This window comes from Chryseobacterium sp. (assembly GCF_022869225.1).
GTDB lineage: Bacteria > Bacteroidota > Bacteroidia > Flavobacteriales > Weeksellaceae > Chryseobacterium.
Window position 1 is genome coordinate 2,149,265 of sequence record NZ_JALIHL010000001.1, and the last position, 23,607, is coordinate 2,172,871.

The 23,607-nt window shown below is 36.9% G+C and carries 23 protein-coding genes; 5 read left to right on the forward strand and 18 right to left on the reverse strand.

Annotated features, from left to right (window positions below; genetic code table 11):
* Positions 1 to 208: 208 nt before the first annotated feature.
* The gene (locus tag MUW56_RS10030; RefSeq protein WP_292013056.1) at positions 209 to 1,132 is read right to left on the reverse strand and encodes a GLPGLI family protein; all 924 of its coding nucleotides are present in this window, start codon (positions 1,130 to 1,132) and stop codon (positions 209 to 211) included.
* Between the two features lie 178 nt (positions 1,133 to 1,310).
* Here MUW56_RS10030 and MUW56_RS10035 point away from each other — a divergent pair, with 178 nt between their 5' ends.
* Positions 1,311 to 1,808, forward strand: coding sequence for a DinB family protein (locus MUW56_RS10035; protein ID WP_292013057.1), 498 nt, complete (start codon positions 1,311 to 1,313; stop codon positions 1,806 to 1,808).
* A 53-nt stretch (positions 1,809 to 1,861) separates the two neighbouring features.
* On the opposite strand, the gene MUW56_RS10040 is transcribed toward MUW56_RS10035, so the two are convergent.
* Complete coding sequence (locus MUW56_RS10040; RefSeq protein ID WP_292013058.1) at positions 1,862 to 4,573, reverse strand: hypothetical protein; 2,712 nt, start codon at positions 4,571 to 4,573, stop codon at positions 1,862 to 1,864.
* 663 nt (positions 4,574 to 5,236) lie between these two features.
* Here MUW56_RS10040 and MUW56_RS10045 point away from each other — a divergent pair.
* Complete coding sequence (locus tag MUW56_RS10045; RefSeq protein ID WP_292013059.1) at positions 5,237 to 6,118, forward strand: cupin-like domain-containing protein; 882 nt, start codon at positions 5,237 to 5,239, stop codon at positions 6,116 to 6,118.
* Between the two features lie 80 nt (positions 6,119 to 6,198).
* Here the strand turns inward: MUW56_RS10045 and MUW56_RS10050 are convergent, their stop codons facing one another.
* From MUW56_RS10050 to MUW56_RS10100, 11 genes are all read right to left on the reverse strand, one after another.
* A complete protein-coding gene (locus MUW56_RS10050) occupies positions 6,199 to 7,923 on the reverse strand; it encodes a hypothetical protein (protein ID WP_292013060.1) in 1,725 nt (574 codons plus the stop codon).
* A 174-nt stretch (positions 7,924 to 8,097) separates the two neighbouring features.
* Positions 8,098 to 8,838: a metallophosphoesterase gene (locus MUW56_RS10055; protein ID WP_292013061.1), complete on the reverse strand. Its 741-nt coding sequence runs from the start codon at positions 8,836 to 8,838 to the stop codon at positions 8,098 to 8,100.
* 1 nt (position 8,839) lies between these two features.
* Positions 8,840 to 9,382, reverse strand: a complete 543-nt coding sequence (locus tag MUW56_RS10060) for an RNA 2'-phosphotransferase (RefSeq protein ID WP_292013062.1) — start codon at positions 9,380 to 9,382, stop codon at positions 8,840 to 8,842.
* A 10-nt stretch (positions 9,383 to 9,392) separates the two neighbouring features.
* Positions 9,393 to 10,334, reverse strand: coding sequence for an ADP-ribosylglycohydrolase family protein (locus MUW56_RS10065; RefSeq protein WP_292013063.1), 942 nt, complete (start codon positions 10,332 to 10,334; stop codon positions 9,393 to 9,395).
* Positions 10,334 to 11,020: an NAD-dependent deacylase gene (locus tag MUW56_RS10070; RefSeq protein ID WP_292013064.1), complete on the reverse strand. Its 687-nt coding sequence runs from the start codon at positions 11,018 to 11,020 to the stop codon at positions 10,334 to 10,336. The genes MUW56_RS10065 and MUW56_RS10070 overlap by 1 nt, the downstream gene beginning before the upstream one ends.
* 79 nt (positions 11,021 to 11,099) lie before the next feature.
* The gene (locus MUW56_RS10075) at positions 11,100 to 11,606 is read right to left on the reverse strand and encodes an O-acetyl-ADP-ribose deacetylase (protein WP_292013065.1); all 507 of its coding nucleotides are present in this window, start codon (positions 11,604 to 11,606) and stop codon (positions 11,100 to 11,102) included.
* A 216-nt stretch (positions 11,607 to 11,822) separates the two neighbouring features.
* On the reverse strand, positions 11,823 to 12,890 hold the full coding sequence (locus tag MUW56_RS10080; RefSeq protein WP_292013066.1) for an adenylosuccinate synthetase: 1,068 nt from the start codon (positions 12,888 to 12,890) through the stop codon (positions 11,823 to 11,825).
* Positions 12,891 to 12,892: 2 nt separating this feature from the next.
* Positions 12,893 to 13,747: a hypothetical protein gene (locus MUW56_RS10085; protein WP_292013067.1), complete on the reverse strand. Its 855-nt coding sequence runs from the start codon at positions 13,745 to 13,747 to the stop codon at positions 12,893 to 12,895.
* 2 nt (positions 13,748 to 13,749) lie between these two features.
* Complete coding sequence (locus tag MUW56_RS10090; RefSeq protein WP_292013068.1) at positions 13,750 to 14,085, reverse strand: hypothetical protein; 336 nt, start codon at positions 14,083 to 14,085, stop codon at positions 13,750 to 13,752.
* A 150-nt stretch (positions 14,086 to 14,235) separates the two neighbouring features.
* Positions 14,236 to 14,778, reverse strand: a complete 543-nt coding sequence (locus MUW56_RS10095) for an NADAR family protein (RefSeq protein WP_292013069.1) — start codon at positions 14,776 to 14,778, stop codon at positions 14,236 to 14,238.
* A gap of 337 nt (positions 14,779 to 15,115) precedes the next feature.
* A complete protein-coding gene (locus MUW56_RS10100) occupies positions 15,116 to 15,811 on the reverse strand; it encodes an NUDIX domain-containing protein (protein ID WP_292013070.1) in 696 nt (231 codons plus the stop codon).
* Positions 15,812 to 15,935: 124 nt separating this feature from the next.
* On the opposite strand from MUW56_RS10100, the gene MUW56_RS10105 reads away from it, so the two are divergent.
* From MUW56_RS10105 to MUW56_RS10115, 3 genes are all read left to right on the forward strand, one after another.
* Entirely contained in the window at positions 15,936 to 16,580 is a 645-nt protein-coding gene (locus MUW56_RS10105) for a DUF1579 domain-containing protein (protein WP_292013071.1), read from the forward strand.
* A gap of 286 nt (positions 16,581 to 16,866) precedes the next feature.
* Positions 16,867 to 18,609 (forward strand): hypothetical protein, encoded by a 1,743-nt coding sequence (locus MUW56_RS10110; protein WP_292013072.1) that lies wholly within the window; start codon positions 16,867 to 16,869, stop codon positions 18,607 to 18,609.
* Between the two features lie 26 nt (positions 18,610 to 18,635).
* Positions 18,636 to 18,845: a hypothetical protein gene (locus MUW56_RS10115; protein ID WP_292013073.1), complete on the forward strand. Its 210-nt coding sequence runs from the start codon at positions 18,636 to 18,638 to the stop codon at positions 18,843 to 18,845.
* A 36-nt stretch (positions 18,846 to 18,881) separates the two neighbouring features.
* Here MUW56_RS10115 and lepA read toward each other — a convergent pair whose 3' ends face one another.
* From lepA to MUW56_RS10140, 5 genes are all read right to left on the reverse strand, one after another.
* Positions 18,882 to 20,678 carry a translation elongation factor 4 gene (lepA, locus tag MUW56_RS10120; protein WP_292013074.1) on the reverse strand — a complete coding sequence of 599 codons (1,797 nt, stop codon included), beginning with the start codon at positions 20,676 to 20,678 and terminating at the stop codon, positions 18,882 to 18,884.
* A gap of 133 nt (positions 20,679 to 20,811) precedes the next feature.
* Entirely contained in the window at positions 20,812 to 21,840 is a 1,029-nt protein-coding gene (locus MUW56_RS10125) for a hypothetical protein (protein ID WP_292013075.1), read from the reverse strand.
* A gap of 108 nt (positions 21,841 to 21,948) precedes the next feature.
* Positions 21,949 to 22,458, reverse strand: coding sequence for a hypothetical protein (locus tag MUW56_RS10130; RefSeq protein ID WP_292013076.1), 510 nt, complete (start codon positions 22,456 to 22,458; stop codon positions 21,949 to 21,951).
* A 5-nt stretch (positions 22,459 to 22,463) separates the two neighbouring features.
* Positions 22,464 to 23,003 carry a hypothetical protein gene (locus tag MUW56_RS10135; RefSeq protein ID WP_292013077.1) on the reverse strand — a complete coding sequence of 180 codons (540 nt, stop codon included), beginning with the start codon at positions 23,001 to 23,003 and terminating at the stop codon, positions 22,464 to 22,466.
* A 16-nt stretch (positions 23,004 to 23,019) separates the two neighbouring features.
* A complete protein-coding gene (locus MUW56_RS10140) occupies positions 23,020 to 23,571 on the reverse strand; it encodes a sigma-70 family RNA polymerase sigma factor (RefSeq protein WP_292013078.1) in 552 nt (183 codons plus the stop codon).
* Positions 23,572 to 23,607: the final 36 nt, after the last annotated feature.

Below are 23,607 nucleotides of genomic sequence, written 5' to 3' on the forward strand. Positions count from 1 at the left end.
AATAAATTTCCAAATATTGTGATTTATTATTTTTGAACTATACGAAATTTTAAACATTCGTGCAATAATTAAGGATATTTTTAATATAAATTATTGTGGATTGTAAAATATTTATGTGGATTGATAAAAGAAATCAACCCAAGCACATTACTGTATCTGGGTTGATTTGAAATATAATTTAGTTGATATGAATGTCTGTTTTGATCTTTTATTTTCCTACTTTTTCGACATTTCCAACACTTAATTTAGTGTAAGGCGGCTCGATAGGATTATCATTAGCATTATAAAAGTCTTTGTATTGTTTTTCCTGTTTTTTCATCATGTCTCCAACGGTCCCGTCCATACCCGGAATTGTTTTAGACATCATTTCCTGTGTAATCATTGGTCGTACAGACGCAAAAGGGTCTTTCTTAAAGTCGTTAAATGTTTTTTCAAACTTTTCCCTTGGCAGATCACTGACCTTTCCTCCTGAAGCATGCATGAGGTTTTCGATATATGAAAACTCTGTATAGTCTTTCACTTTTTTATTCCCCTGTAATACCCATGAATAATTTTTCTCAGAATCTTCTATTTTTACAATCAGTCCCGGAAGACCATAAAATTTATAGGGCCCGTCCTGAAAAGGGATATCTGTGGTAAACCATGCGGTCCATTTTCTATCACCAAACTCTGTAGTGGCCTTCTGAGTATTGTATTCTCCTATTTTTTGTTTGTCACCAAGAATCTTCCAGTTGAACTTTAAATTTTCACTATAGCCGATATTTGTAGGAGTAAAACCATTTGCAATTTTGTCAACATACTGAATTTTCATTCCCGGATAGGTTTTATATATCCTTGCTGAAATTTTGGGCGTTTTAATAGACTTTGAAAGGTCTTTCATCATACCGGATTTCTGAATGGCTTCCATTTCAATTTTCATAATGGAGTCCTGCGCAATCACTGTATAATCCTGATAAATAGATCTGTTTTTATCTGTAATATCCAGGATCGTAATAACCTTATCTAGTTTTGCTGAATCTTTTTTAGGTTTAAAGGTCAGTTCATAAAAGAAACGGTTTGCGGTTTCTTTTGATTCCTGTGCCCCTGCCAAGGCAAAAAGAGCTATAAGAAATAATGAGAATAGTTTTTTCATTTAATCAAGTTTACTGATTAGTACCTGAATTTGAGATTTTGTTACAACTTTTATTAAATTTTATTTTTTAAAAGGTCAATTTATGATGGCTTGCGTTTTAAGATCAAAAATTATGATTCCGTTAAAACACTTTTAGCTTTAAAAGCACTACCTTTAACTTTCTAAAAACCAAAATATTATGGACACCTTATCTCAATTAAAATCCGAACTGGAGGGAGAATTCCAAACCACAAAAAAGTTTATTGATCTTTTCCCTGAAGGAAAAAATGATTATGCTCCTCATGAAAAAAGTATGAAAATGATGCCTCTTGCCACTCATCTTGTAGAAGTTTTTGAATGGCCGAATACGATTTTAAATACTTCTGAACTTGATTTTGCCAAAGGAGGTTATCAGCCTGCCATTCTTTCCACAAAAGAAGACCTTTTACAAAAACTGAATGAGAACTATCAATCCGGAAAAGCCGCTTTAGAAAATGCGACAGAAGAACATTTACATCCAAGCTGGACGATCAAAAATGACGGCCATGAGCTGGCAAGCTGGAGCAAATATGGAGCGATCCGCCATGCGTTGAACCAGATCACCCACCACAGAGCACAGTTAGGTGTTTATTACAGATTGAATAACATTCCCCTTCCGGGAAGTTATGGCCCTTCTGCCGACCAGCAAAGCTTTTAACAGCATACTTATCTCAATAAAAAACCAATCCTTCGGGGATTGGTTTTTTATTTTTATTTAAAATTGAATTTTACGGTAAACATGACCTGGCTTGGGCGGAGCTGCATGGTGGTCTGCGTAATCGTTGCATCTCCCACATTGATTTTTTCAAATACTTTTCTGTCTGCAATATTCATCCACTTTAATTCGAAATCAACTTTTTTCTTGGCCCAGCTGAACTGGTACGAAACATCAAAGAAGCCATTGTTTAATTTGGTCTGCCCCAATTTTGAATTGATCTGATCCCAGTAGAAACCAATCGTATGATTTTCAATCGGGTAAAAGAATACATTTAAATTATGAGTATAGCCTTCTGTTTTTCCGAGGTCATCCTGAATAATTCCGTTGGTTTGTTTGTTCCATGATTTGGTCATGTTGAAATCTACACTCATCCAGGAGAAATAGGTATTGTTGAATTTAAATCCTAACGTGTTCCCATTGGTTTTTGTATCAATGTCCTCATTATTTCTTCTTGATAAAGATTTTGATTTGGTATTATTCAATGTAACAGAAGCATTGGTTTTGAATTTAGGAAAATACTTTCCAATTTCTACAGAGGCCGTGTTATTGGTTCTCTTATTTTCTCTTTCAATATATTCAATGACACTGAATCCGGATTCATTTACGGCACTTGAGGCCAGTAAATTGTTTTTGGTATCACTTAATCTGTAGCCCACATTAAAGAAAAGATTATTCAGCGGATTTCTATATTCCAGCCTTAGTCCTCCGTTTTTGGTATTGGTTTGAGGAATTGGGTTTTTAGGACTCATTACATTGAACCCTCCCGGACTGGTTAAAATATAGCCCGCATAAGCGGTCTGTATATCACCGAAATTATTACTGATACTCCCATTTAAACTTGCTTTGAAAAATGAAGCAAAAGAATACTGGGCGAAAATATTAGGAGTAAATGTCGTTTTGTTTAAAGATTTGGAAACATTTCTGAACTCATCTTCTGCTTTGATATTATTAAAACTCACAGGAAAATTGGCAAATAAGCTCCATGCTTCGGACTTATAGTTTACGCCTACACTTGCAATGGGAGTAAATCTTGTAAATTTCAAATCGTTTTCATAGGCAAGACTGCTAAAATCCGGTTTATTTTCTACTGTGCTTCCATCAAAGTTGGTATTCAGCTTATCCATTGAAAAGTCAACTCCCACTTGCGGCGTAAACGTCCATCCTTTTGTTGAAAAGCTGATATTGGCAGCGTGTGATGTTTCTAAAGTTTTAATTCTAAAATCTTGTAACGCTGTACTTCCGGGAATGAATTTAATGGTCGTAAAATCATCGCTTCCGACTGGTTTATAAGGAAATTGTAGATAATCAGCAGGAGAAATCTGTAATGTCTGTCTGTCATTCTGATAGCTGATGTATGATTTAAGATTGATCATTTTTTCTTTCCATGGAATAATTGTACTCAAAGAGTTCTGAAAAGATGAAGTAGGTGATTCTAAAGCTTCATTTCCAAAGCGGTATCCTATTTTATCATTTCTTTCTGCAAAAGCACGGTCTGCATTCCAGAACTGCGAAAAGGTAGTTGTATTTTTAAAGAATCCTTTTTTTGCATTTTTAGTAAAAATCAGCTCTCCTTTTACTTTATCCGTATAAAAATTGTTCAGGAATTTCGTATTGTACTTTGTACCCTGCTGAAAATCTGTAGTAACACTATTTGATTCTCTTTCTACCGCATTGTTGGTATAATTGGCATTGGCTTTTAATTCCCATTCTTTTTTCTTATCAATATTGGTAAGGTAGTTTGCCGACAGGTAATGAACACTGTTCATCAGGTATCTTTTTACCGGAAGATCGGGGACACTTGCATTTTCCACATTCAGCCAGTCATTCTGGGCGGCATTTATTCTTCTTCCTTCCCATGCGCTACCAAAAGCCAGGATATTTCCTTCATTTTCCACCTGCTCCCCCATATTATTGGTTTTATAATTAACGACCCACTGGCTCTTCTGGCCGAAAAACATTGGAGTCAGCTTTACATTCCACAGCCATGGGTCTCCAAAACCGGTTCCCACTTCTCCTCTTCCGGTCATGGTGACAGAATTTTTAAGCTTAATATTAATCGCTGCCTGGTCTGAGGGCACTTTATCCTGAAGGATCTTTACCGGCTGGTGATTCTCGAGAACTTCAACTTTCTGAACGGCATCTTTGGGAAGAGAATTATTGATCGTTCCGTATCCTCCTTCCATCAGATCTTTCCCGTTGACATAAAATTTATTGATTGCATTTCCCTGATAAAGGATCGTTCCGTCTGTATTAACTTCAATACCGGGAATTTTTTTCATAACATCTGCCAGTGTTCTGTCGTTTTTACTGTTGAAGGCCTTAAGATCATAAGAAATGGTATCTCCTCTGGCGGTGATCATTTTCGTCTTCAGCTGTACTTCTTTTATTTCTGTAGCTTCCGACTGCATTTTGAAGTTAAGGTTCTGATCGCTGTTGCTGATCTGTTTGGTCAGAGGCTTTTGGTTGAACGCCTTCACCTTAAGATCTACATTGGATTCTGCAGAGGTGAAAGTCACTTTATATTCTCCTTTGGCATTGGTAATTCCGTAGGCCAGAATGGCATCTTTTCCAGGTTCTTCAATCGTTACACTGGCACTTGGTATGGCTACTCCATCATCATCAGTAATTTTCCCTGAAACCGTTTTCTGCGCAAAAGTAAGCACGCTAAAAAAAAGCATCAGAAATAAAGAAATATTTTTTTTCATACTTATTATTTGACCAATTAGTTAATGGTTATTAGTTTTCGTTACACGATTCCTATCTTAAAGATCTGTTTTGTTTCAAAAAGTTAAATTTATATCACTACAAAAATAGTTATAAATTTGAAATATTGATTCAAATTTTAAAAGAATCTCAGTTGAAATTTGGAGAAGGAAAGATAAGTCAAAAAATTATCAATTCAAATCACATGTACATGAATTAAAATAATAAATTACAGATCTCTTTGCAATAACTTACGAATATCTCAGATTTTATTTGCCACACCTTATAATTTCGCAATTGTATGAAAAAATGATATAAAAATTAAATCTAATTCATGTAACTTCTTCATGAATTAATGTTATTGATTTGAAAGATATTATTATAAAGCAAAGCAACTCTTCAATACCATTTTATTTTATAAAATTTTTATTATCACTAACAAAACAGAATTTTAATCATGAATTCTGCTTTTTTATTCAGTATTTTATTGATCATTCCTTCACGGTTCGTAATGGAAAAAAACCCGTAAAAACATCAATAAATAAGGTCTTTGCATTTTTATTTAGTCTAAATAGCTTAAAATGATTTGAATCATAGATAAAAAAAAACTTAAACGCCTGTTCGTATATTTTTATTTAATAATTTTGTAACATAAAATTTATAAAATGGGAATTATTTTAAAGCCTATAGATGTTGTAGATGATATTTCTAAAGAGGAATTCTATGAAAAGTATCTAAAGCCAAGAAGGCCCGTTGTCATCAAAAACATGGCAAAAAAATGGCCAGCTTACCAAAAATGGACGATGGATTATATGAAAGAAGTGGTAGGCGATGTGGAAGTTCCGTTATATGACAGCTCAAAAGCAGACCCATCTGCTCCCATCAATGCTTCCGCCGCAAAAATGAAGTTTGGGGACTATATAGATCTTATCCAAAAAGAACCCACCGATCTTAGAATTTTCCTTTTTGACCCTATAAAATATGCTCCGAAACTTTTAGAAGACTATATTTCGCCAAAAGAATTAATGGGCGGCTTTCTTGACAAATATCCCAATATGTTCTTTGGAGGAAAAGGATCTGTAACCTTCCTTCATTTTGATATTGATATGGCCCATATCTTCCATACCCACTTCAACGGAAGAAAGCATATCCTTCTTTTTGACTATAAATGGAGAGAAAGATTATACCAGATTCCTTATGCAACGTATGCACTGGAAGACTATGATATTGAAAATCCCGACTTTACAAAATTCCCGGCACTGGATGGTGTAGAAGGGATTGAATGCTTCCTGGAACACGGAGATACATTGTTCATGCCAACAGGATGGTGGCACTGGATGAAATACCTGGACGGTTCTTTCTCCATTTCATTACGGGCATGGGACAAGTCGTGGGCAGTAAAGGCACATTCTTTATGGAACCTTACAGTACAGCGTAAATTTGACGACATCATGAAGTCTAATTTCAGAAAGAAATATATGGACTGGAAAGAAAAAGTAGCTGTTAAAAGAGCAGAGATCGCTTTGAAAAGAGGCTTACCAAGATAGCCGAAGAATACAAAATGTAAAAGACTGTTTACATAATATGTAAACAGTCTTTTTTAGTTTAACTACTCATTATCAACACCTTACAGGACTCTATAGACCGGATATTGCTTGAATGTTTTCTCTTCAAAATAAGGAGAATGCCGGTATACCCAATCCAGCTGTGCCTCACCGTCTTCTGACAACTTTTTATCCGATTCTTTTGCTTTTTCAAAAGCCTCTTTTAACTTTTTATCTTTATTTAATAATTCAGCAGCAGTGTCTTCAAAGATATAAGCGGAATAATATTCTTTCTGAGCTAAAATTCCATCAAAAAAATTCCAGTTAAAAAATGAGTCTAATGCCTCAGGCTCAAGGGTTTCAATTACATATTTTACACCAGGTTGATCTGTAGAGACCAGATAGTCGCCGGCAGAAAAGTTAACGTTTTTACGGCTTGAATCCACGCTGGTTTCATAGTGGAGATAATGTCCTTCATAAGGATTTTTAACGGTTTTAAAATCTTTGATCTTATAAGATTCCACCGCAATGATACTGTCTTTATGGATAGTTTTCATCTGAATTCCGTTCCTCTTAAATTCTTCAACCACCTTATATTGGGATTGTGGAATAACATAATATTTAGGAATGGTAATATATCCTGTCGGAACAGCTGTTGTAAAGAGCTTTATATTCTTTATAAAAGGTTTATTCCTGTCATAATACAGTCGTGGTTTTCCGGAAATACCACTGGGTTTGTATTTTCCTTCATACCCTTTAAAATCCATGGTTGAGTACTTTGTTGAGTCTATTTTCCATCGGATTCCATATTGTTTTCCGGACTGATACTGTTTTAAATTTTCAACACGAAGCTGCTTTATTTTGCTGTACTCTTTATCCAAATTCTGAAGATTGACCAACATATATTTATAAGTAGCATCTACCCTTTTATCGTAAGGTTTCAGCATATGGGTTTCAGGAACGGTTCCCAAAGAATTGAACAGCGAGGTGTACCCTGTAGAATATCGGGGAGAATCTTCAAAAGAAGCGAATCCCACCTCCGGAATATCACCATGAATATTAACATACGGGGTACTTTCATATCCCAGCTTCTTCATCTCTTCAAGATTCCTAGCCTGATATTCATTATAGAAATAAGTACCAAGAGTAGTTCCCAAACGCTCTTTAAAGGTAGAGATATAGGTAAACGTGTACTGATAGTCTGCTCCGTTGCTTACATGGTTATCGATAAAAACATCAGGTTTCAGCCATTGGTAGATCTCCTGAAAGCTTCTGGCATTTTTAGAATCTGCTTTAATAAAATCCCTGTTGAGATCATAATTTCTTGCATTTCCTCTGAATCCGTATTGTTCAGGACCGTTCTGATTGGCTCTGGAGTACGAACCTCTGTTCAGCATTCCGCTGATATTGTAGGCAGAAATAGCTGCAATGATGAAGTTTTGCGGTGTTTTGATTTTTTTAGCGGCCAGATCACGCATCAGCATCATGGTGGCATCTATCCCGTCCGGTTCACCGGGATGAATTCCGTTGTTGACAAAAAGTACGGCTTTCTCTTTTCTTAGTTTTTCAAGATCTTTTTCAGGGAAGGGGTTATAAACCACGACATAAATAGGTTTCCCATTATCATCTTCTCCTTTCCTGAGATACTGAACCGTATTAAAATTTTTGGCTAAATCCTGATAGTAAGTATTCATTTCATCATAGGTAACCGTCTGATTACCATTTCCTTTTTCGAAAGGGGTCTGAAATGATTGCTGAGCAAAGATTAAACCAGAGCTCAGGGTCAGTAAGAGGTATTTCAGTTTCATTAAAGTCATATTTTTCAGGCTTTAAAATTACTTTCTTTTTTTGAAAACTGAGAAATTATGAAACGGTCCGGGAGTTTTATTTAAATTCCACAGGTTTTGAATATTGAGTAAAATCCTTTTAAAATTACTCGTGGGCTGTATTAATTCTATGGAAGAAATCTTAATGGTTTTTGTTCATAAACTGTCATTATTTCTTCCTTTTTCATTGGGGTACAATGAAGGGAGAGGATCGCTTTGCCAGAATTCTTTGGTTTCAACATCCATTATTGATAAGGCCCCGGTAAATGCCGCTCCGGTATCCATATTCCAGATATTGGCCTTATTGGCAGGATAGGGAATGCCCAAGTATAAAGTTGGAGTATGCCCAATAAAGATTTCGTTGTATAAAAGGAGTCTTTTAGGATACAACGCTGAGTTTTTCTGCAGCGTTTTATCCATTGCCACAGCGGTTTCCCAAAGGGTTCTGTCCCAGCGGTAATTACTGGAATAGACTTCCTTTTCAGGTCCATGCATAGAAGAGTATCCCGCATGAATAAACAAGCGGTTCTCATGATCCACATGATAGTTTTTCATTCGCTGGAAAAATTCAAGATGAGTATGGGTCTTTTCCAACGAGTAATCAGCATAACTCTCTACCGTACTTTTTCCTCCATTGAAAAGCCATACATCAGGATCTGTTCCTGAAGAAAGCCAGTCTTCACACCATGCATCATGATTTCCTTTAATGAAAATACATTTCTGTTTTCCGGAAAGTTCTATCAGAAATTGAATGACCCGGTAAGATTCACTCCAGCCGTCTACATAATCCCCCAGAAAAATAAGCTGATCATCTACCGAGACCTCAGCCCTTTCAAAAACCTGCTGTAATGCTTTAAATCCTCCGTGAATATCTCCTATTACTAATGTTCTGCTCATTTTATCTTGAAATATATTTTGCCTCTACAAAATCTGTCAGCCAGACTCCGTTTGCCGAAAGATAAAAAAATAATCCGTCTTCATACATTTTGCCGGTCCTGATGGTCAGAATAACCGGTTTTCCATGCCGCATTCCGACCTTTGCAGCAGTCTCTTTATCAGCACTTAAGTGCACATGCTGACGGCTTCTTTTTTCAATTCCTTTTTCTAAGATTGAAGAAATATTCGTTTCTGCAGTTCCATGATACAGGAAATCAGGAGGACGCTGTGCTTCCAGGGCCAAATCTATATCAATAGAATGTCCCTGGCTAGCCCTGATCATGGTTTTATCTTCATTAAAAGCAAACCGTTTCTTGTTATTGGTTTCTACCACCTCATCCAATTCGCCGGGAGAAAAATAGATTCTCTTTTTGGCAGATTTTGCTCTCAGCTCTTCTACTTCTGCCCAACCGTTTTCATCCAGCTTAAGTCCTATACTTTCCGGCTGATGCCGTAAGATCAGGCTTAAAAATTTACTTATTTTTTTCTTTTCTATTTCGTTCATGGTTTGTGTTTTAATTCATTAATGTATGGTGTAATTTCTCACACAATGCTTCTATATCGTCCTTTCTCACCAACTCAGCAATCCATTCCTGGGGTATATTTTCAAAACCGTAATATATTCCTGCGATACCTCCGGTGATTGCTCCTGTGGTATCCGTGTCTTCTCCCAGGTTTACAGCTTTTAAAACGGCTTCAGAATAGCTTTCTGAGTTTAGAAAACACCATAAGGAAGCTTCCAGACTGTGGAGAACATATCCGCCGCTCTTAATTTCATCTTCGGAATATCCGGAAATATCATTTTTTAAAATCCTATTAAAAATCTCAGTCTCATTTGGGTTAAAACCCTGTTCTTCTGCATATTCCAATGCTGCTTTTTGTGTATGGGTATATGCTTCTTTTTTACTCTTGCCTTTCAGCAATTGAATGGCAAAAATTATATAGATGAAACAGGCAAAAACAGAACGGAAGTGACCGTGAGTAATTGATGAAACGTCCTTTACTGTCCTGTAAAGCTTCTGAATGTCATCTTTATTTTCAAGATAAAAAGCAAGGGGAAGAATTCTCATCAGAGAACCATTCCCATTATCTTCTTCAAAAATATTTCCTGAAAACCTGGCGCTTTCGCCTTTTATAAGTCTTGCAATAGAATGTCTTGTCGTTCCTCCGATATCAAACAGTCTTCCATGGGCAGTCCAGTGACCGTATGTATTCCATTTTACAAAGCTTTGTCCTATCTTTTCCAGGTCATAGCCTTTGGTAAGCTCTTCGGCAAGGCAAAGCGTAAGAGAGCTGTCATCACTCCAGGTTCCTTTGGGTTGGTTCCAGGACATGTACTCCAGCATTTTGGTTACCGGAAAACGCTTCAAATCTTCTCTTTTTTTAAATTCTACCGGAACACCAAGAGCATCTCCAATGCAGCCCCCCATGATTCCGGCTTTTACTGTATTTTCCATCAGGCAAGATTGATCAGTTTATCAAACAATAATTTCATTCCTTTCGTTGCCGTTTCCTTCATCACTACTGCTCTTTTCCCATATCCGAACCCTGTTTCGTTAGGATTGATTACAATTAAAAGACAGTCATCTTTGATATCATGAATCAGTCCGGCTGCCGGATATACCTGCAAAGAAGTTCCGATCACCAGTAAAATATCCGATTCTTTTACGATTTCCCTTGCTGTTTGATATAGTGGAACATCTTCTCCAAACCAAACGATAAACGGTCTTAACTGCGCTCCATCTTCCGCCTTGTCACCAACATTAATATCCTGTTTTTGTTCATAAATAAGGCTTTTATTATTGCATGAACATGATTTGAACAATTCACCATGAATATGAAGGATATTCGTCGATCCGGCTCTTTCATGCAGATCATCAATATTTTGAGTAATGATCTGCACCTCGAAATATTTTTCAAGTTCTGCCAGTAATTGATGGGCTTCATTGGGCTGTACTTTATGCAGCTGGCGTCTTCTCTGGTTGTAAAACTCCAGAACCAAAGCTCGGTCTTTTCTCCATCCTTCCGGACTTGCCACGTCCGTTACATTATGATTTTCCCAAAGGCCGTCTCCGTCTCTGAAGGTTTGTATTCCGCTTTCGGCACTGATTCCGGCACCGCTTAATATGGTTAGTTTTTTCATTTGTTTAAGTTTTGCTACGTTCGCTACTCATTGTTTTGCCACGAATGCACGAATATTTTTATTATTGAATTTAGGGAAACTACCTTAAAAGCTTTTTATAAATATCTTCATTTTCATCATCAAAACAGACAAAAATAACTTTCTCTATCATGTCTGACTGAAATTTTCTGACTGCATTGACTGCAATTTGCCCGGCCAGTTCTTTTGGAAATTTATAAATTCCGGTACTGATGTTCGGAAAAGCAATTGTTTTTACGCCAAGACTTTCTGCCAGCTTTAAAGAATTTTTATAACAATTGGCCAAAAGTGCCGAACTTCTTTCCTCATCAGTGTTCCAAACCGGCCCTACTGTATGAATGACATATTTTGCAGGAAGATTTCCTGCAGTCGTTACTACGGCTTCACCAGTATTACATTTACCCTGTTTGTTTCTGATGGCCCTGCATTCTTCCAATATCTTCGGACCTCCTGCTCTATGAATGGCACCGTCTACTCCTCCTCCTCCAAGTAAGGATGAATTGGCAGCATTGACAATAGCATCTGCATGGATTTTTGTGATGTCTCCTTTGATCTGTTCAATATTCATAAAGTATTTTTTTCCTGACTTTGTTTACTCAGCTGGTTAATTTATGTTATTCCTAGTTTTCTATTCAGCTCTTCAGCATCAGGACGGGTAGCATCACCCTTTCTATATTGTATTGTCTTCATGTTATTTTATTTTTCAATCATTAATCAATCTTCTATTCTATCATTACCTATAAAAGTAATGCTTTTATCCTTCGGCTTATTCCTTCTTTAGAAATTAAAAAATCTGTTTAAAATCTTTTGAATAAGGAGAATAGGAACCATAGACTGTATGAAAGTCAATCTTCAGATTTTCCAATTTAAACTGTTCATCAGTCTGATCAAGGCAAGTGACAACAAGATTCTTTTTGGAAGGAAAAACATAAGCTCCGTCTAATTGTAAAGCATAATTCAGCAAATCATAATCCAGGTTTCCCAGCCGAAATTCCTTTTGATATTCATTAAAGATGCATGTTTCCTCTTCATTATTTCTAAGAAGTAATTCATTTTCACTGCTCATCCATCCGTTACCGTGACGGGTTGCATAGATTCTTGTCACATAATACATTTCTATGTCCTGAATAGTAAGCTGTTTACAAATTTCGTATGCATTCTTTGAAGTTGTACTGGCAAATGTTACATTGGGAAAAACACCGTGATCCATATCCAGTAAAATTCCCTGGCTGCCTTCAAAAATGAGATTCTCAAATGATTTCAAATAAGTATAGTCATCTATTTTCCAATCAATCCCATCAATAGCTTCTAAATAGGCATGCAGTTCTTCTTCTATTTGATTTTCATCCACGAACCCATAGTAGTAAGCAATTCCTTTTAATTTTTCTATCAGCATTTGTCTTGGTGCGATCAAATCAATGGCAAATAATTTATAGGGACTTTCACTTCTTTTCATAGTTGCTCCAATTCCTTTTCCACATGTTCCGTGTTCCAGGTTACGTGCATTCGTCCTGTTCTGCCATACATCAAAAGGAGTAGTTACTTTTGCCAATGGATGAATATGCAGTTCTGTGTTTCCGTGCTTTGCCTTTAATTCTTCTCTTTCATTGAGTAAGAAGGCAGGATGAATTGTACAGTGCTCTGTAAAATAGGAAGGTAATCCACGAAGTGCTCCGCTGGCAAAGCTGGAATGGACATGCTTTCTGTCATCAATCATCACGGTATGGGCAGCCTGCTGTCCTCCTGAAAATCTGATCACAACAGACTCAGGATTTTGATGCGCCAAGAAATCAGTTGTGATTCCTTTTCCTTCATCTCCGAAACCTAATCCTATCACGATTTGTGCTTTCATATCTAAAGCATTTGAATATGATCTAATCCTCCCTGAGCTGCTGCACCGAAAGTCTTGTTTTTAAACGGGCCACATATAATTCCTTTGATAACGTTCGGTATTTCCCTGTGGTCTTCTATGGATATACAGTTTTGCCCCAGCAGTTCTTTCCAGCCTCTTGCTGCTCTTTCTGCCTGACCGGAATGCAAAACATTGATGTGATAGACTTCATATCTTTTTTTTGCTTCTTCCAACAGCTCCATACTTGTATAAGTCTGCTGTCCTGTTCCCATAATCTCTCTGATAGCAGAAGCCGGAAGTACTTTTAGGCAAGGTTCATCTCCTACTGTGAACAGTAATCCTTTCTGTTTTCTTTTTTCAAATGCATCGGTTCTGGTGTGAAAGGCCGCAAAATACCAAGCCAACAGGTAGCTCTCTCCTGCATTTCCGCCTCCTCCGGATTCAATATAGGTACGGGTAAGCCACATATCCAGCTCTTCATCTCCGGATTCAAACTGTCCAACCTGAAGGGGATAGCCATCACATTCATGATCTCCGATTCCCAGGAATAATAAAGCCGGATCAGGAACGCCTCCCTGGATAATTCCTCCCATGAGCTTAGGTAATCCTTCTCTGATCAGTTCGTGTGGAATATACCCCATACTGCCCGTCACATCCAATCCCAGAATAACAGGAACTGAATTGGGGTGCACTTCAGAATCTCTGGATTCTCTGAAAGAAATACCATAAGGATTCATAGATTCATGTGCTTTTCTTTTTGCATTTTGTGTAAAAATTTCGTTGGCTGATTTTGTTTCATAACCGGCTTTACTTGCTCTGTCATAACGAGCGTCTATATCGTATCTTGTACTTCCCATAACTAAAATTTTTTTCCAAATAAATATTCAAATCTTCTTTGGCTGACTTCGAGCTGAATATTTAAATTTCTGATTGTTAATGATAATTCCATGTCTCTCTGAACAAATGCTTCGGGGTTAAAATCCGCAAAAGTCAGACTGTTCCTGTCTAAAGGGCTGATATCTATAAGCCCTTCCTGTTCCCGCTCGAGTCTCTTTATTTTTAATTCGATATCTTCTACCCGGCGTCTGTAAATCAACTCTGAATCTTCTCCGATGGTTCGGGCACGGTCTTCTCTGATCTGATCATTATTTCTCTGTAATGATTCAATAAATCTGGGTTTTAATTCATTTTCCATATTTGACATGAATATTTGTGTTGTTATTACGCTAATTAAAACAGGCACAGTTATCCTGATTTTTCACGAATTGTCACATCCGGCTAACCTTTTTCAGTATTGGGAAAGACTTCTTTTTTCAAAGTAATACTTTGCCTGGCTATTGTATTTTTACCCTCTTAATTCGTCTCTTACCTCCATTAAGGCAAATCCTAAGAGATTTTCCCCATCCCACAGCAATGGATTTTCGGCTCTTGAATCAGTTTCCAGCATGCCAATTCCCCAAATGGTATCGTAGGGGCTTGCCTCTACCAGGACTTTATCATGGGTGGATAAAAGGAAATCTCTTAATTTCTGGTTTTGCGAAAACTTCAGAAGATTTCCTTTTTTTACAATTTCATATTTATGTTCATTCCAAAGTTGGGGATCAAAGTTTTTTACTTTCCGCCCTAAGCTTTTAACCTGATTAGGGCTGCCTGCCGCTAAAATTTTCTCCAGGATTTCATCATCATTAAACAGTCTGGCTTTTCCGGCCATCATATAATGTTCAGCCGTTTTATAAACAATACCACTCTCTTCAAATTTTGCAGGAAACCACTGGCTGAAACATGATTTTGTAATCTCATCCTTTACGGTATGCCCCCAGAAAAACAGAAATTTTATTCTCTTTTTACTCCGGAATTTTTCTTTACTATCTTGTATGGTGTATTTCATTATTGCGTTATTTTTACACAAATTTAAATGAATATGGCTTTATTTTGCAAATTTATTTGCGTTATTTTTACACTAATAAAATTAATGTATTGATTATCAATGATAAAAATTTGCTTCTACAATACTGATATTTCAGTCCAAATGGCCAGACTGGATAGGTTCGGCTAAACCCGAAGGGCTTTCTCTCATAAAAAAACGGGCTTTATCCCGTTTAAATTGAAATTGTTGATTTGTTTTATATTTGATTGTACCTATTTGACAGGTATACATTGATACCATAGTCCATGATGAATATTGGAAGGTATTGGTACAACTATTTGTCTAATTTATGATTGGGTTATTTGATCTCAAAATAGAATCCCTGCTCTTCCAGTTCCTTATATTTCTCCTGATTGAAGGTAAAAAGTTTTCCGGGTCTTCCGCTGCCCTCTTTTTTAACATTGTTGGTTTCATTGAGCAAACCGTAGCTCATTATTTTTTTACGGAAGTTTCTTCGGTCGATTTCCTGCCCTACAATGGTTTTGTAAAGGTTCTCAAGGTCTGAAAACGGAAATTCTTCATTGAGAAGATTAAAGCCGACCGGCTGATACTGAATTTTAGTACGAAGTCTTTTTAAAGCAATATCGATGATATTTTTATGGTCAAATGCCAGAGACGGAAGCTTGTTGATGCTGAACCATTGGGCATCATCCGCATCGGAATCTGCAAACAGTTCGTGATAAGAAGGGTTTACAAGGCCCAGATAAGCCACAGAAACCACTCTGTTCCTGGGATCACGGCCTACATTGCCAAATGTATAGAGTTGTTCTAAAAAATCAGGTTTTATGCCCGCCTCTTCATGCAGTTCCCTTTTTACCGCGTCATCCAGGTTTTCATCTTCCAGAACAAGTCCGCCGGGAAGTGCCCATCCTCCCTTAAACGGTTCTATATTTCTTTTGATTAAAAGGATCTGAAGGTCTTTTTTATCAAAATAACCAAAAATAACTGCATCTACAGCTACTTTAATATCCTGTAATTTTTTGGGAGACTCCATATATTAATTTGCGTTACGAATACACAAAATTACAATTTTATAATAGAAATAAAAAACAATTTAGGGTATAATAAAAGTTTATATCTTTAAGTTAATATTATAACCAACTTAAAATTAAATAATTATGAAAAATTTACTTACAATTCTTTCCGTAGCTTTTTTATTTACAGCTTGTGAGAAAGAAAAGAAAACAGCGGTCAATAATTCTGAAAAGGCAGATGCTGCTGTAACAAAATCAGAATGGAAACCTGTAGACTCCGCTGCTGCCACGAAAGCCTGGATGGAATTTGCCACCCCGGGAGAAATGCATAAAATGCTGGCAAAATTTGACGGAAACTGGACCGGTGCCACCAGCATGTGGATGGACGACAGCGGAAAAGCTGCTAGCAGTACCTCAGAATGCACCAATAAAATGATTTTTGACGGACGATATCAGGTAAGCAATTATAAAGGAAATTTCATGGGTATGCCGTTTGAAGGAATGAGTATCATGGGATATGATAATGCCAAGAAAAAATTTGTAAGCACCTGGATAGACAATATGGGAACTGGATTAATGCATGCCGAGGGAGACTGGAACCCTGGTAAGAAATCAATTGATTTTAAAGGCAAAATGACGGATCCAAGCCAACCGGGAAAGGAATGTGAAGTAAGAGAAGTCTATACTTTCACAGATGACAACAATCATATGCTGGAGATGTATGGTCCGAATCCTAAAACAGGAAAGGAAATGAAAACGATGGAAATCAAATTCACCCGTAAAAAGTAACTAAAGCCGCTTCCAAGGAAGCGGCTTTTTAATGAATAGGGTGAAATCACTGAAAAGAAATAGGGATTTTACTTATTGATTCCTTGATAGTTATATTCAATTTTGGTACAAGTAAAAAAAGGATGAGCCGAAAACCTTAAAGAGTAGGTAAAATCTAAAACCAAAACCATGAATTATATTATCAAAGGAAATCTTGCTGCCTATTTGTGCAGAGAATGTTCAGAATACCTGAGCCAAGTAAGAGTGCGTATTTATCTTCCTGCATCTGAAAGTAATATTTCGGCCGTTGTCAGCCGCTGAAATTAAAGATACATTCAGAGAAGTGTCAGAAGAAGAAATAAAATCAAAACAGGACAGATTAATTGTAGAGGCAGAAACAGATCTCAATGGAAATTTTTCTGTAGAAATTGATGAAAAATATTCCCGTTCAGCATTGGAGTTCGATATTTACTGCGGAACTGTTCCCCGTCCTCCATTCCCTCCTAAAAAAGGAATGCCAAGACAGTTTCACATCACAACGTTTGTTCCCCAATGGAAGATCACTAAAGATCAGGTTTATATGGCTAATTTCTCCTATATCATTCCTGAAAAATGGTGGTGCCTGATCAAAGGAAGATATTTTGATGTATGGACAATCTGTGGAAGATTAACGGATTGCAAAACAGGAAGACCTCTTTCCGGAGTTACTGTAATTGCTATGGATGCTGATTTTATTACGGATGATGAACTGGGAAGTAATGTAACTGACAGTAATGGACATTTTAAAATTTATTATAGTTCTGTTGATTTCAAAAAAACTTTCCTCTCTCCGATCATCAATATAGAAACGGATGTTCTTCCTCCGTTTGCGAGCGGTCCGGATGTGTATTTTCATTTGGAATATGGTGGTCAACGTTTTGCTTTAGAAACAAAAGCAGATCGACGTAATAATGTTGGATATTGCTTATGTGTGAAGCTTTGCTCTAAAGAACTTATTCCTGTCGATCCTTCAATACCTCCATCTTTCACCCATTTTGGACTTACGCAGCATATTCCGATTCAGGCGGGGATTAACATTGCCACTGGAAAAACATTGGGTGGATATGCTTTCTTTTCATCGGTGAATCTGGTGGGAACAATAAGCAAGAAAATCAATGCACAACCTATGGAATATTTGTTCGAATATCAAGAGGTTGCCAATCCATCAGATGCCTTAAATCCTGCCGGTTGGAGCACTGTAGTTCCTAATATGATCGATAAGACTGTTATTGGATATTTATGGACGTTTACTGGTGATCCTTCCAATCCTATTGCTTATGAACCTTATTATATCAATGGAACAGGAACGGAAAAAACGGTTGCTTTTAATGGAAACTGGATTCAAGTGCCTCAGGATTCTAATTTTGCGGCTCATGTGGATGCTGAAATTCTTAAGCTCAATACAGAAAAACTTACCGGGGTAACTTCCATAGATATGAGTATGCCGACTTCAGGAATTGGAAATTCAACGGTTTCCGGGGCAAGACCTCATACTTCTAACCGATATTTTGCGGTTCGAATGAGACAAAGAGAAGCAGGAAATGCCGCTACAGAAGTTGTGGCCGGAACTTCTAAGCCAATTGCCATTTTCAATGTATTATATCATAATGTGAATAAATACGGAAGCTGGGCTCATACAACTGTTAATGATCAGAGAATTGCATTGTCTGTAGACCTTCAGGAAATTATTTCCGGAAGCAGCGGCTGTAGTAAAATAACCACAGATCTCCATGTAAAATATGGAGCAAGGAACGAAAATCTTGGCAGTGTAAGCTTATCTATTGTCGGACCACACAAACCGGGACAAAGCTTTGGATTTAACCCGATCGCATTGATGCCTTCTCCTGAAACGTTTGGTTCTACGCAATTGGTATTTACACCTCCAACAGATACCGTAGCAGATCTGCTGCCTTGTGCCTATACTGTTTCTATTTCTGCAACAGCCTTATTGACAACAGGAGACGGAAATCTGAGCTCATACCATGACTTTGTATCCTTCTGTAAGGTATAAGGTGAAATAACATAAAAACTAATACCATGAAAGCCTTATTAAAAGCCATTATAGTTATTATTATCATTATTGGCGGCGTGATCATCATTATCGTAGGGAAAAAACCTTTTCCTGAACCGGAATGTATCGTATGTGGACCTAACCTTGTGAGAATTTTAGGGATCGCAGAAGTTGTCCTCGGATTGGGAGCTCTCGCTATTCAGGGAAACCTGACCGAGAAACAGAGAACTTTTTGAAAAAAAAGACCGATGAGATTCATCGGTCTTTTTATATTAATCATTTAGCTTTAATACTGCCATAAATGCTGATTGCGGAACTTCTACCCTACCAATCTGCTTCATTTTCTTCTTCCCTTCTTTCTGCTTTTCCAATAATTTACGTTTTCTGGAAATATCTCCTCCATAACATTTTGCGGTAACGTCTTTTCTTAATGCTTTGATGGTCTCTCTGGCAATAACTTTCGTTCCTAACGCTGCCTGAACAGCAATATCAAACTGTTGTCTCGGGATCAGCTCACGAAGTTTTTCACACATCTTTTTACCAATGTGATAGGCATTACTGTCGTGGATCAATGAAGAAAGTGCATCTACCATATCACCATTGATCAGGATATCCATTTTCACAAGCTTAGAAGCTCTGAACCCGATCGGATGATAATCAAAGGATGCATATCCCTTAGAGATCGATTTCAATCGGTCATAGAAATCGAAAACAACCTCAGCCAAAGGCATATTGAAGATCAATTCCACTCTCTCCGCAGTCAGGTAGCTCTGGTTAACAATTTCACCTCTTTTTTCAATACATAAAGTCATTACCGCTCCTACGAAATCAGATTTTGTAATGATAGATGCCTTAATGAAAGGTTCTTCCACTCTATCCATTGTTGAAGGATCCATCATTTCAGACGGGTTGTTGATCAGAATCGGAACTTCAGGTTCTTTTTTAGTATATCCAAAATAAGAAACGTTCGGTACTGTTGTGATCACGTTCATATTGAATTCCCTGTCCAGACGTTCTTGAACAATTTCCATATGAAGCATTCCCAGGAATCCGCAACGGAATCCAAAACCTAGAGCAGCAGAGCTTTCCGGTTCAAAAACCAGGGAAGCATCATTTAATCTTAATTTCTCTAAAGAGAATCTAAGTTCCTCAAAATCCTCAGAATCAATAGGATAAATACCGGCAAAAACCATTGGCTTAACTTCCTCAAATCCTTCAATAGGTCCTGATGCAGGTTTATCAAACGAAGTGATTGTATCACCTACTTTTACTTCACGGGCATCTTTAATTCCGGAAACCAAATATCCTACATCTCCGCATTCAACGGTTTTCTTCGGAACCTGTTTCAGTTTTAAAGTTCCTACTTCATCGGCTCCATATTCTTTTCCTGTTGCAAAGAACTTAATTTTTTCGTTTTTTGAAATGCTTCCGTTTACCACCTTGAAATACGCTTCAATCCCTCTGAAAGGATTGTAAACCGAGTCAAAGATCAAGGCCTGAAGCGGTGCATTCGGATCTCCTACCGGAGCCGGAATTCTTTCAACGATCTGTTCCAAAAGATGGTGTACCCCTTCTCCTGTTTTTCCAGAAACCCTCAATACATCTTCATATTCACAACCGATCAAATTCATAATTTCATCAGTTACTTCTTCAGGATTTGCAGAAGGAAGGTCAATTTTATTCAAAATCGGAATGATGGTAAGATCATTCTCCAATGCCAGATAAAGGTTACTGATCGTTTGTGCCTGGATACTTTGTGCGGCATCTACAATAAGAAGGGCTCCTTCACAAGCAGCAATGGAACGGGAAACCTCGTACGAGAAATCAACGTGTCCCGGGGTATCAATCAGGTTTAAAATATATTTTTCTCCTTTATATTCATAATCCATTTGGATCGCGTGGGATTTGATCGTAATTCCACGTTCTTTCTCCAAATCCATATCATCCAGCGTCTGAGACTGTAATTCTCTTTGAGTAACGGTATTGGTGTACTCCAAAAGACGGTCTGCCAAGGTACTTTTACCGTGGTCGATATGAGCGATTATGCAAAAATTTCGTATGTTTTTCATTTAAGATTCTTGTAATTTGCAAAGATAATTAAAATGCAGGATAATTCCTTATTCTTATTTCACGAATAAAAATCAGCAAAAAGATCTTAAATATTTTACTTTTTATTATTTGAGGCTGTCTTTTTTTCACATTTTAATATTTAAACTTCCTAAAATTTTCCGGTAAAATATATTCTCCCGTAAGTGCATCAATCCCTACTCTATAATACTTTGCATTTTGCTTGCGAATTTTTGAAGCGGTAATATCTATTACAGCTGCAATAAGACCTCCAATTAATCCACCCGCGGCTCCTGCTACCATAACTGAGGTATTGGGCTGAGGAAAGAGTTCTTCTTCAGAAGCAGTTATAAAATAGCCCTCACTATCTTTTTCAATCTCGATAAGACTTGTGGGTGTTTTTTTATAGGCAATTCCGTTATCAATAACAGCAAAAATAGCTTTGTTCAGATTATCATAATCATCTACTCTTTTCACCCCCTTAATTACTCCTTCTTTATTTTTCCTTACCATAAGCTCTTTATCCGGCTTCTGTTCTGCAAATGACCTATAATCTGTATAAACGCCATCCGTAAAAGACTCTGAACTAAAAACCGGAAGTTGCTCAGATATTACTTTCTCATAGTCTCCAAGATCGGTTTCAGAAATAGGAATGTTCAATGCGGATATAGTATATGAATCCTTTACAATATTGGATAATTCTGCTGATATTTTGGCCGCTATAGACCGTGTAATATAGGCATGATCTTTCTGGGTATAATCTTTTGAAATTTTAAATTTCTTTAAAAAATAATATTTATTATTTCTCTTTAAAAAAGTGGCCATTTGCATGTCTAAATGCCCCATAACAGATCTTTCTGTTGGAATATCATTTACTTTTAAATCTTCCAGTATAAGGAAGTATTCAACACTTCCTCTTTCTTTATTATCTTCTATAAACCAATTTGAAAATAATTCTTCAAGATCATCCTTTTCAAACTTTACCTCATAGGGTTCTTTTCTGTGAGAGATGATTCCTATATTTTTATTCTCTCTTTTATCCAGTAAAGTAAGAGATTTGGCTAAATGCTTTTTATCTTTAATACTGTTTCTTAGCTCTATAATTTGTGTTTTTTGTGCAGTCAGTAAAGTGGAAAGCATTAGAAACATTATTATTTTTCTCATCGCTTATTTTTTGCAAAAGTAACAAAACTTACTATTCATAAGCATGAAAATTAAACGGCTCTTACAAAAAGATCTGTAAGAGCCGTCCAACATTAAAAAAATAAACTATTATGGGTTTTGTTTCAGTCCCGAAGCATTTTTTTCACCATGAGGCTTTCTTTCATTCATTTTATCCCTCATCATTCCCTCAGACTGAAACAGCTTCAAAACTTTTTGACAGGGTATTACCTGTTGCATTTTATCTGCGTATTTTTTTCTATTATCCAGCAGCTTCTGTCCTATTTCAAAGCTTTGCTGAAGTTTGGCCTTCGCTTCATCATCTGATAATGTTTCAGGATTAAAGCCCGGGTCAAACTGGTTTTTGATCTGTTTCTGACTTTCCAGGTATTCATTATAAAGCTGTGTAAATTCTGCTTTATCATCCTGGTCAATATTCAGATTATCCATGATCATGTTATTTCTAAACTTCTTAAGCAGCTCTTTTCTTTCTTCCGGAGAAAGGTTATTGATCACTTCCTTTCTTTGTTTCGGATCCATTTTTTTCCAGTCATAGTCTGCTCTTTGAGCATTTAAGCAAAAACCATAAATAATAAAAAACGTCAATAATATCTTTTTCATCTTTATTAATTATATAAGTCCAAATAAACGTCTTGAGTCGAGTTACTCGCTAATTCTGCAATTTCAGAATTCGAAAAAGAATCCAGATAGTCATTCATCCGGGTCTCTTCCTGTTTTGATTCTGCTTTCACCGCTTTGGGCGACGCTACTGTTTTCTCTTTTTCATTTTTAAAGGTGTAGGCATCATTACTTCTTTGATTACGAACTGTTTGATTGTTATTTTCAACAGAAGTTAAATCATCTTTCAATGTTTCGTAAGCGCGTTCGCTTTCCGTTTGAGGTTCCCCTTTATTCACAGCATATCCTGCTTTTGGATTCAATCCATTTTCAATCGAATTATTATGATCAGAATTAAAAACATAGGTTACTCCCAAAATCAAAGCTACCGATGCCGCCGCGGCGTACATCCAGTTCAGCTTAAAGACAGGCGCCTTTTTGCTTGTCTTTATATCATTCATGACATTTTCCTGAATGTTTTCAAACAACCGGTCAGGAACTGTGTAAATGTTTTTACGTTCTAATTTTTCTATATCGAACTCTTTCATTTCTGTTTTTCAAAAATTATCTTTCGTAATTTTCTTTAATATAGTCTTCTATTTTTTGTTTGGCATAATGATAATTCGTTTTCAGCGTCCCAACAGACATCTCTACAATTTTAGATATCTCTTCATAGGGCAGATCATCATAATACCGCATCATAAATACCAGTTTCTGCTTTTCAGGCAGACTTTGTATAGCGTTCTGTAACAGGATTTGTATTTCTTCGGCGCTCCCCTCTGTATTGTCGGCGACAAGATTCTGCATATGATATTCTGCATCTTCATCTGTTTTTTTCATTTTATTCATTTTGTTGACCTGCTGTAGTGCTTCGTTGGTAGCAATCCTGTAGAGCCAGGTGTACAGCTGACTGTCATTTTTGAACTGATGAAAATTCTGATAAGCTTTAATAAAAGTTTCCTGCAAAGTATCCTGAGCAAGGTCTCCGTCCACAATAATTCTTCTTATGTGCCAATACAATCTGCTTTGATAAGCATCCATCAAGGCACGGACACCTTTTTCCTGGGTCCGTGGATTTTGCATCAACGAAATAATTTCCGCGTCCTTAATCTTCATAAGATGCTTTCATTGTTTTGGATTACAAAAATAACT

Bases quoted from the DNA above. Each gene is read 5' to 3' on its own strand.
- MUW56_RS10140 (WP_292013078.1), bottom strand. From the start codon at position 23,571: ATGAAGATTAAGGACGCGGAAATTATTTCGTTGATGCAAAATCCACGG.
- MUW56_RS10060 (WP_292013062.1), bottom strand. From the start codon at position 9,382: ATGAACGAAATAGAAAAGAAAAAAATAAGTAAATTTTTAAGCCTGATC.
- MUW56_RS10085 (WP_292013067.1), bottom strand. From the start codon at position 13,747: ATGGGAAGTACAAGATACGATATAGACGCTCGTTATGACAGAGCAAGT.
- MUW56_RS10100 (WP_292013070.1), bottom strand. From the start codon at position 15,811: ATGGAGTCTCCCAAAAAATTACAGGATATTAAAGTAGCTGTAGATGCA.
- MUW56_RS10115 (WP_292013073.1), top strand. From the start codon at position 18,636: ATGAAAGCCTTATTAAAAGCCATTATAGTTATTATTATCATTATTGGC.
- MUW56_RS10040 (WP_292013058.1), bottom strand. From the start codon at position 4,573: ATGAAAAAAAATATTTCTTTATTTCTGATGCTTTTTTTTAGCGTGCTT.
- MUW56_RS10065 (WP_292013063.1), bottom strand. From the start codon at position 10,334: ATGGAAAATACAGTAAAAGCCGGAATCATGGGGGGCTGCATTGGAGAT.
- MUW56_RS10045 (WP_292013059.1), top strand. From the start codon at position 5,237: ATGGGAATTATTTTAAAGCCTATAGATGTTGTAGATGATATTTCTAAA.
- MUW56_RS10095 (WP_292013069.1), bottom strand. From the start codon at position 14,778: ATGAAATACACCATACAAGATAGTAAAGAAAAATTCCGGAGTAAAAAG.
- MUW56_RS10130 (WP_292013076.1), bottom strand. From the start codon at position 22,458: ATGAAAAAGATATTATTGACGTTTTTTATTATTTATGGTTTTTGCTTA.
- MUW56_RS10075 (WP_292013065.1), bottom strand. From the start codon at position 11,606: ATGAATATTGAACAGATCAAAGGAGACATCACAAAAATCCATGCAGAT.
- MUW56_RS10035 (WP_292013057.1), top strand. From the start codon at position 1,311: ATGGACACCTTATCTCAATTAAAATCCGAACTGGAGGGAGAATTCCAA.
- MUW56_RS10070 (WP_292013064.1), bottom strand. From the start codon at position 11,020: ATGAAAAAACTAACCATATTAAGCGGTGCCGGAATCAGTGCCGAAAGC.
- MUW56_RS10080 (WP_292013066.1), bottom strand. From the start codon at position 12,890: ATGAAAGCACAAATCGTGATAGGATTAGGTTTCGGAGATGAAGGAAAA.
- MUW56_RS10135 (WP_292013077.1), bottom strand. From the start codon at position 23,003: ATGAAAGAGTTCGATATAGAAAAATTAGAACGTAAAAACATTTACACA.
- MUW56_RS10030 (WP_292013056.1), bottom strand. From the start codon at position 1,132: ATGAAAAAACTATTCTCATTATTTCTTATAGCTCTTTTTGCCTTGGCA.
- MUW56_RS10090 (WP_292013068.1), bottom strand. From the start codon at position 14,085: ATGGAAAATGAATTAAAACCCAGATTTATTGAATCATTACAGAGAAAT.
- MUW56_RS10050 (WP_292013060.1), bottom strand. From the start codon at position 7,923: ATGAAACTGAAATACCTCTTACTGACCCTGAGCTCTGGTTTAATCTTT.
- MUW56_RS10105 (WP_292013071.1), top strand. From the start codon at position 15,936: ATGAAAAATTTACTTACAATTCTTTCCGTAGCTTTTTTATTTACAGCT.
- lepA (WP_292013074.1), bottom strand. From the start codon at position 20,678: ATGAAAAACATACGAAATTTTTGCATAATCGCTCATATCGACCACGGT.
- MUW56_RS10055 (WP_292013061.1), bottom strand. From the start codon at position 8,838: ATGAGCAGAACATTAGTAATAGGAGATATTCACGGAGGATTTAAAGCA.
- MUW56_RS10125 (WP_292013075.1), bottom strand. From the start codon at position 21,840: ATGAGAAAAATAATAATGTTTCTAATGCTTTCCACTTTACTGACTGCA.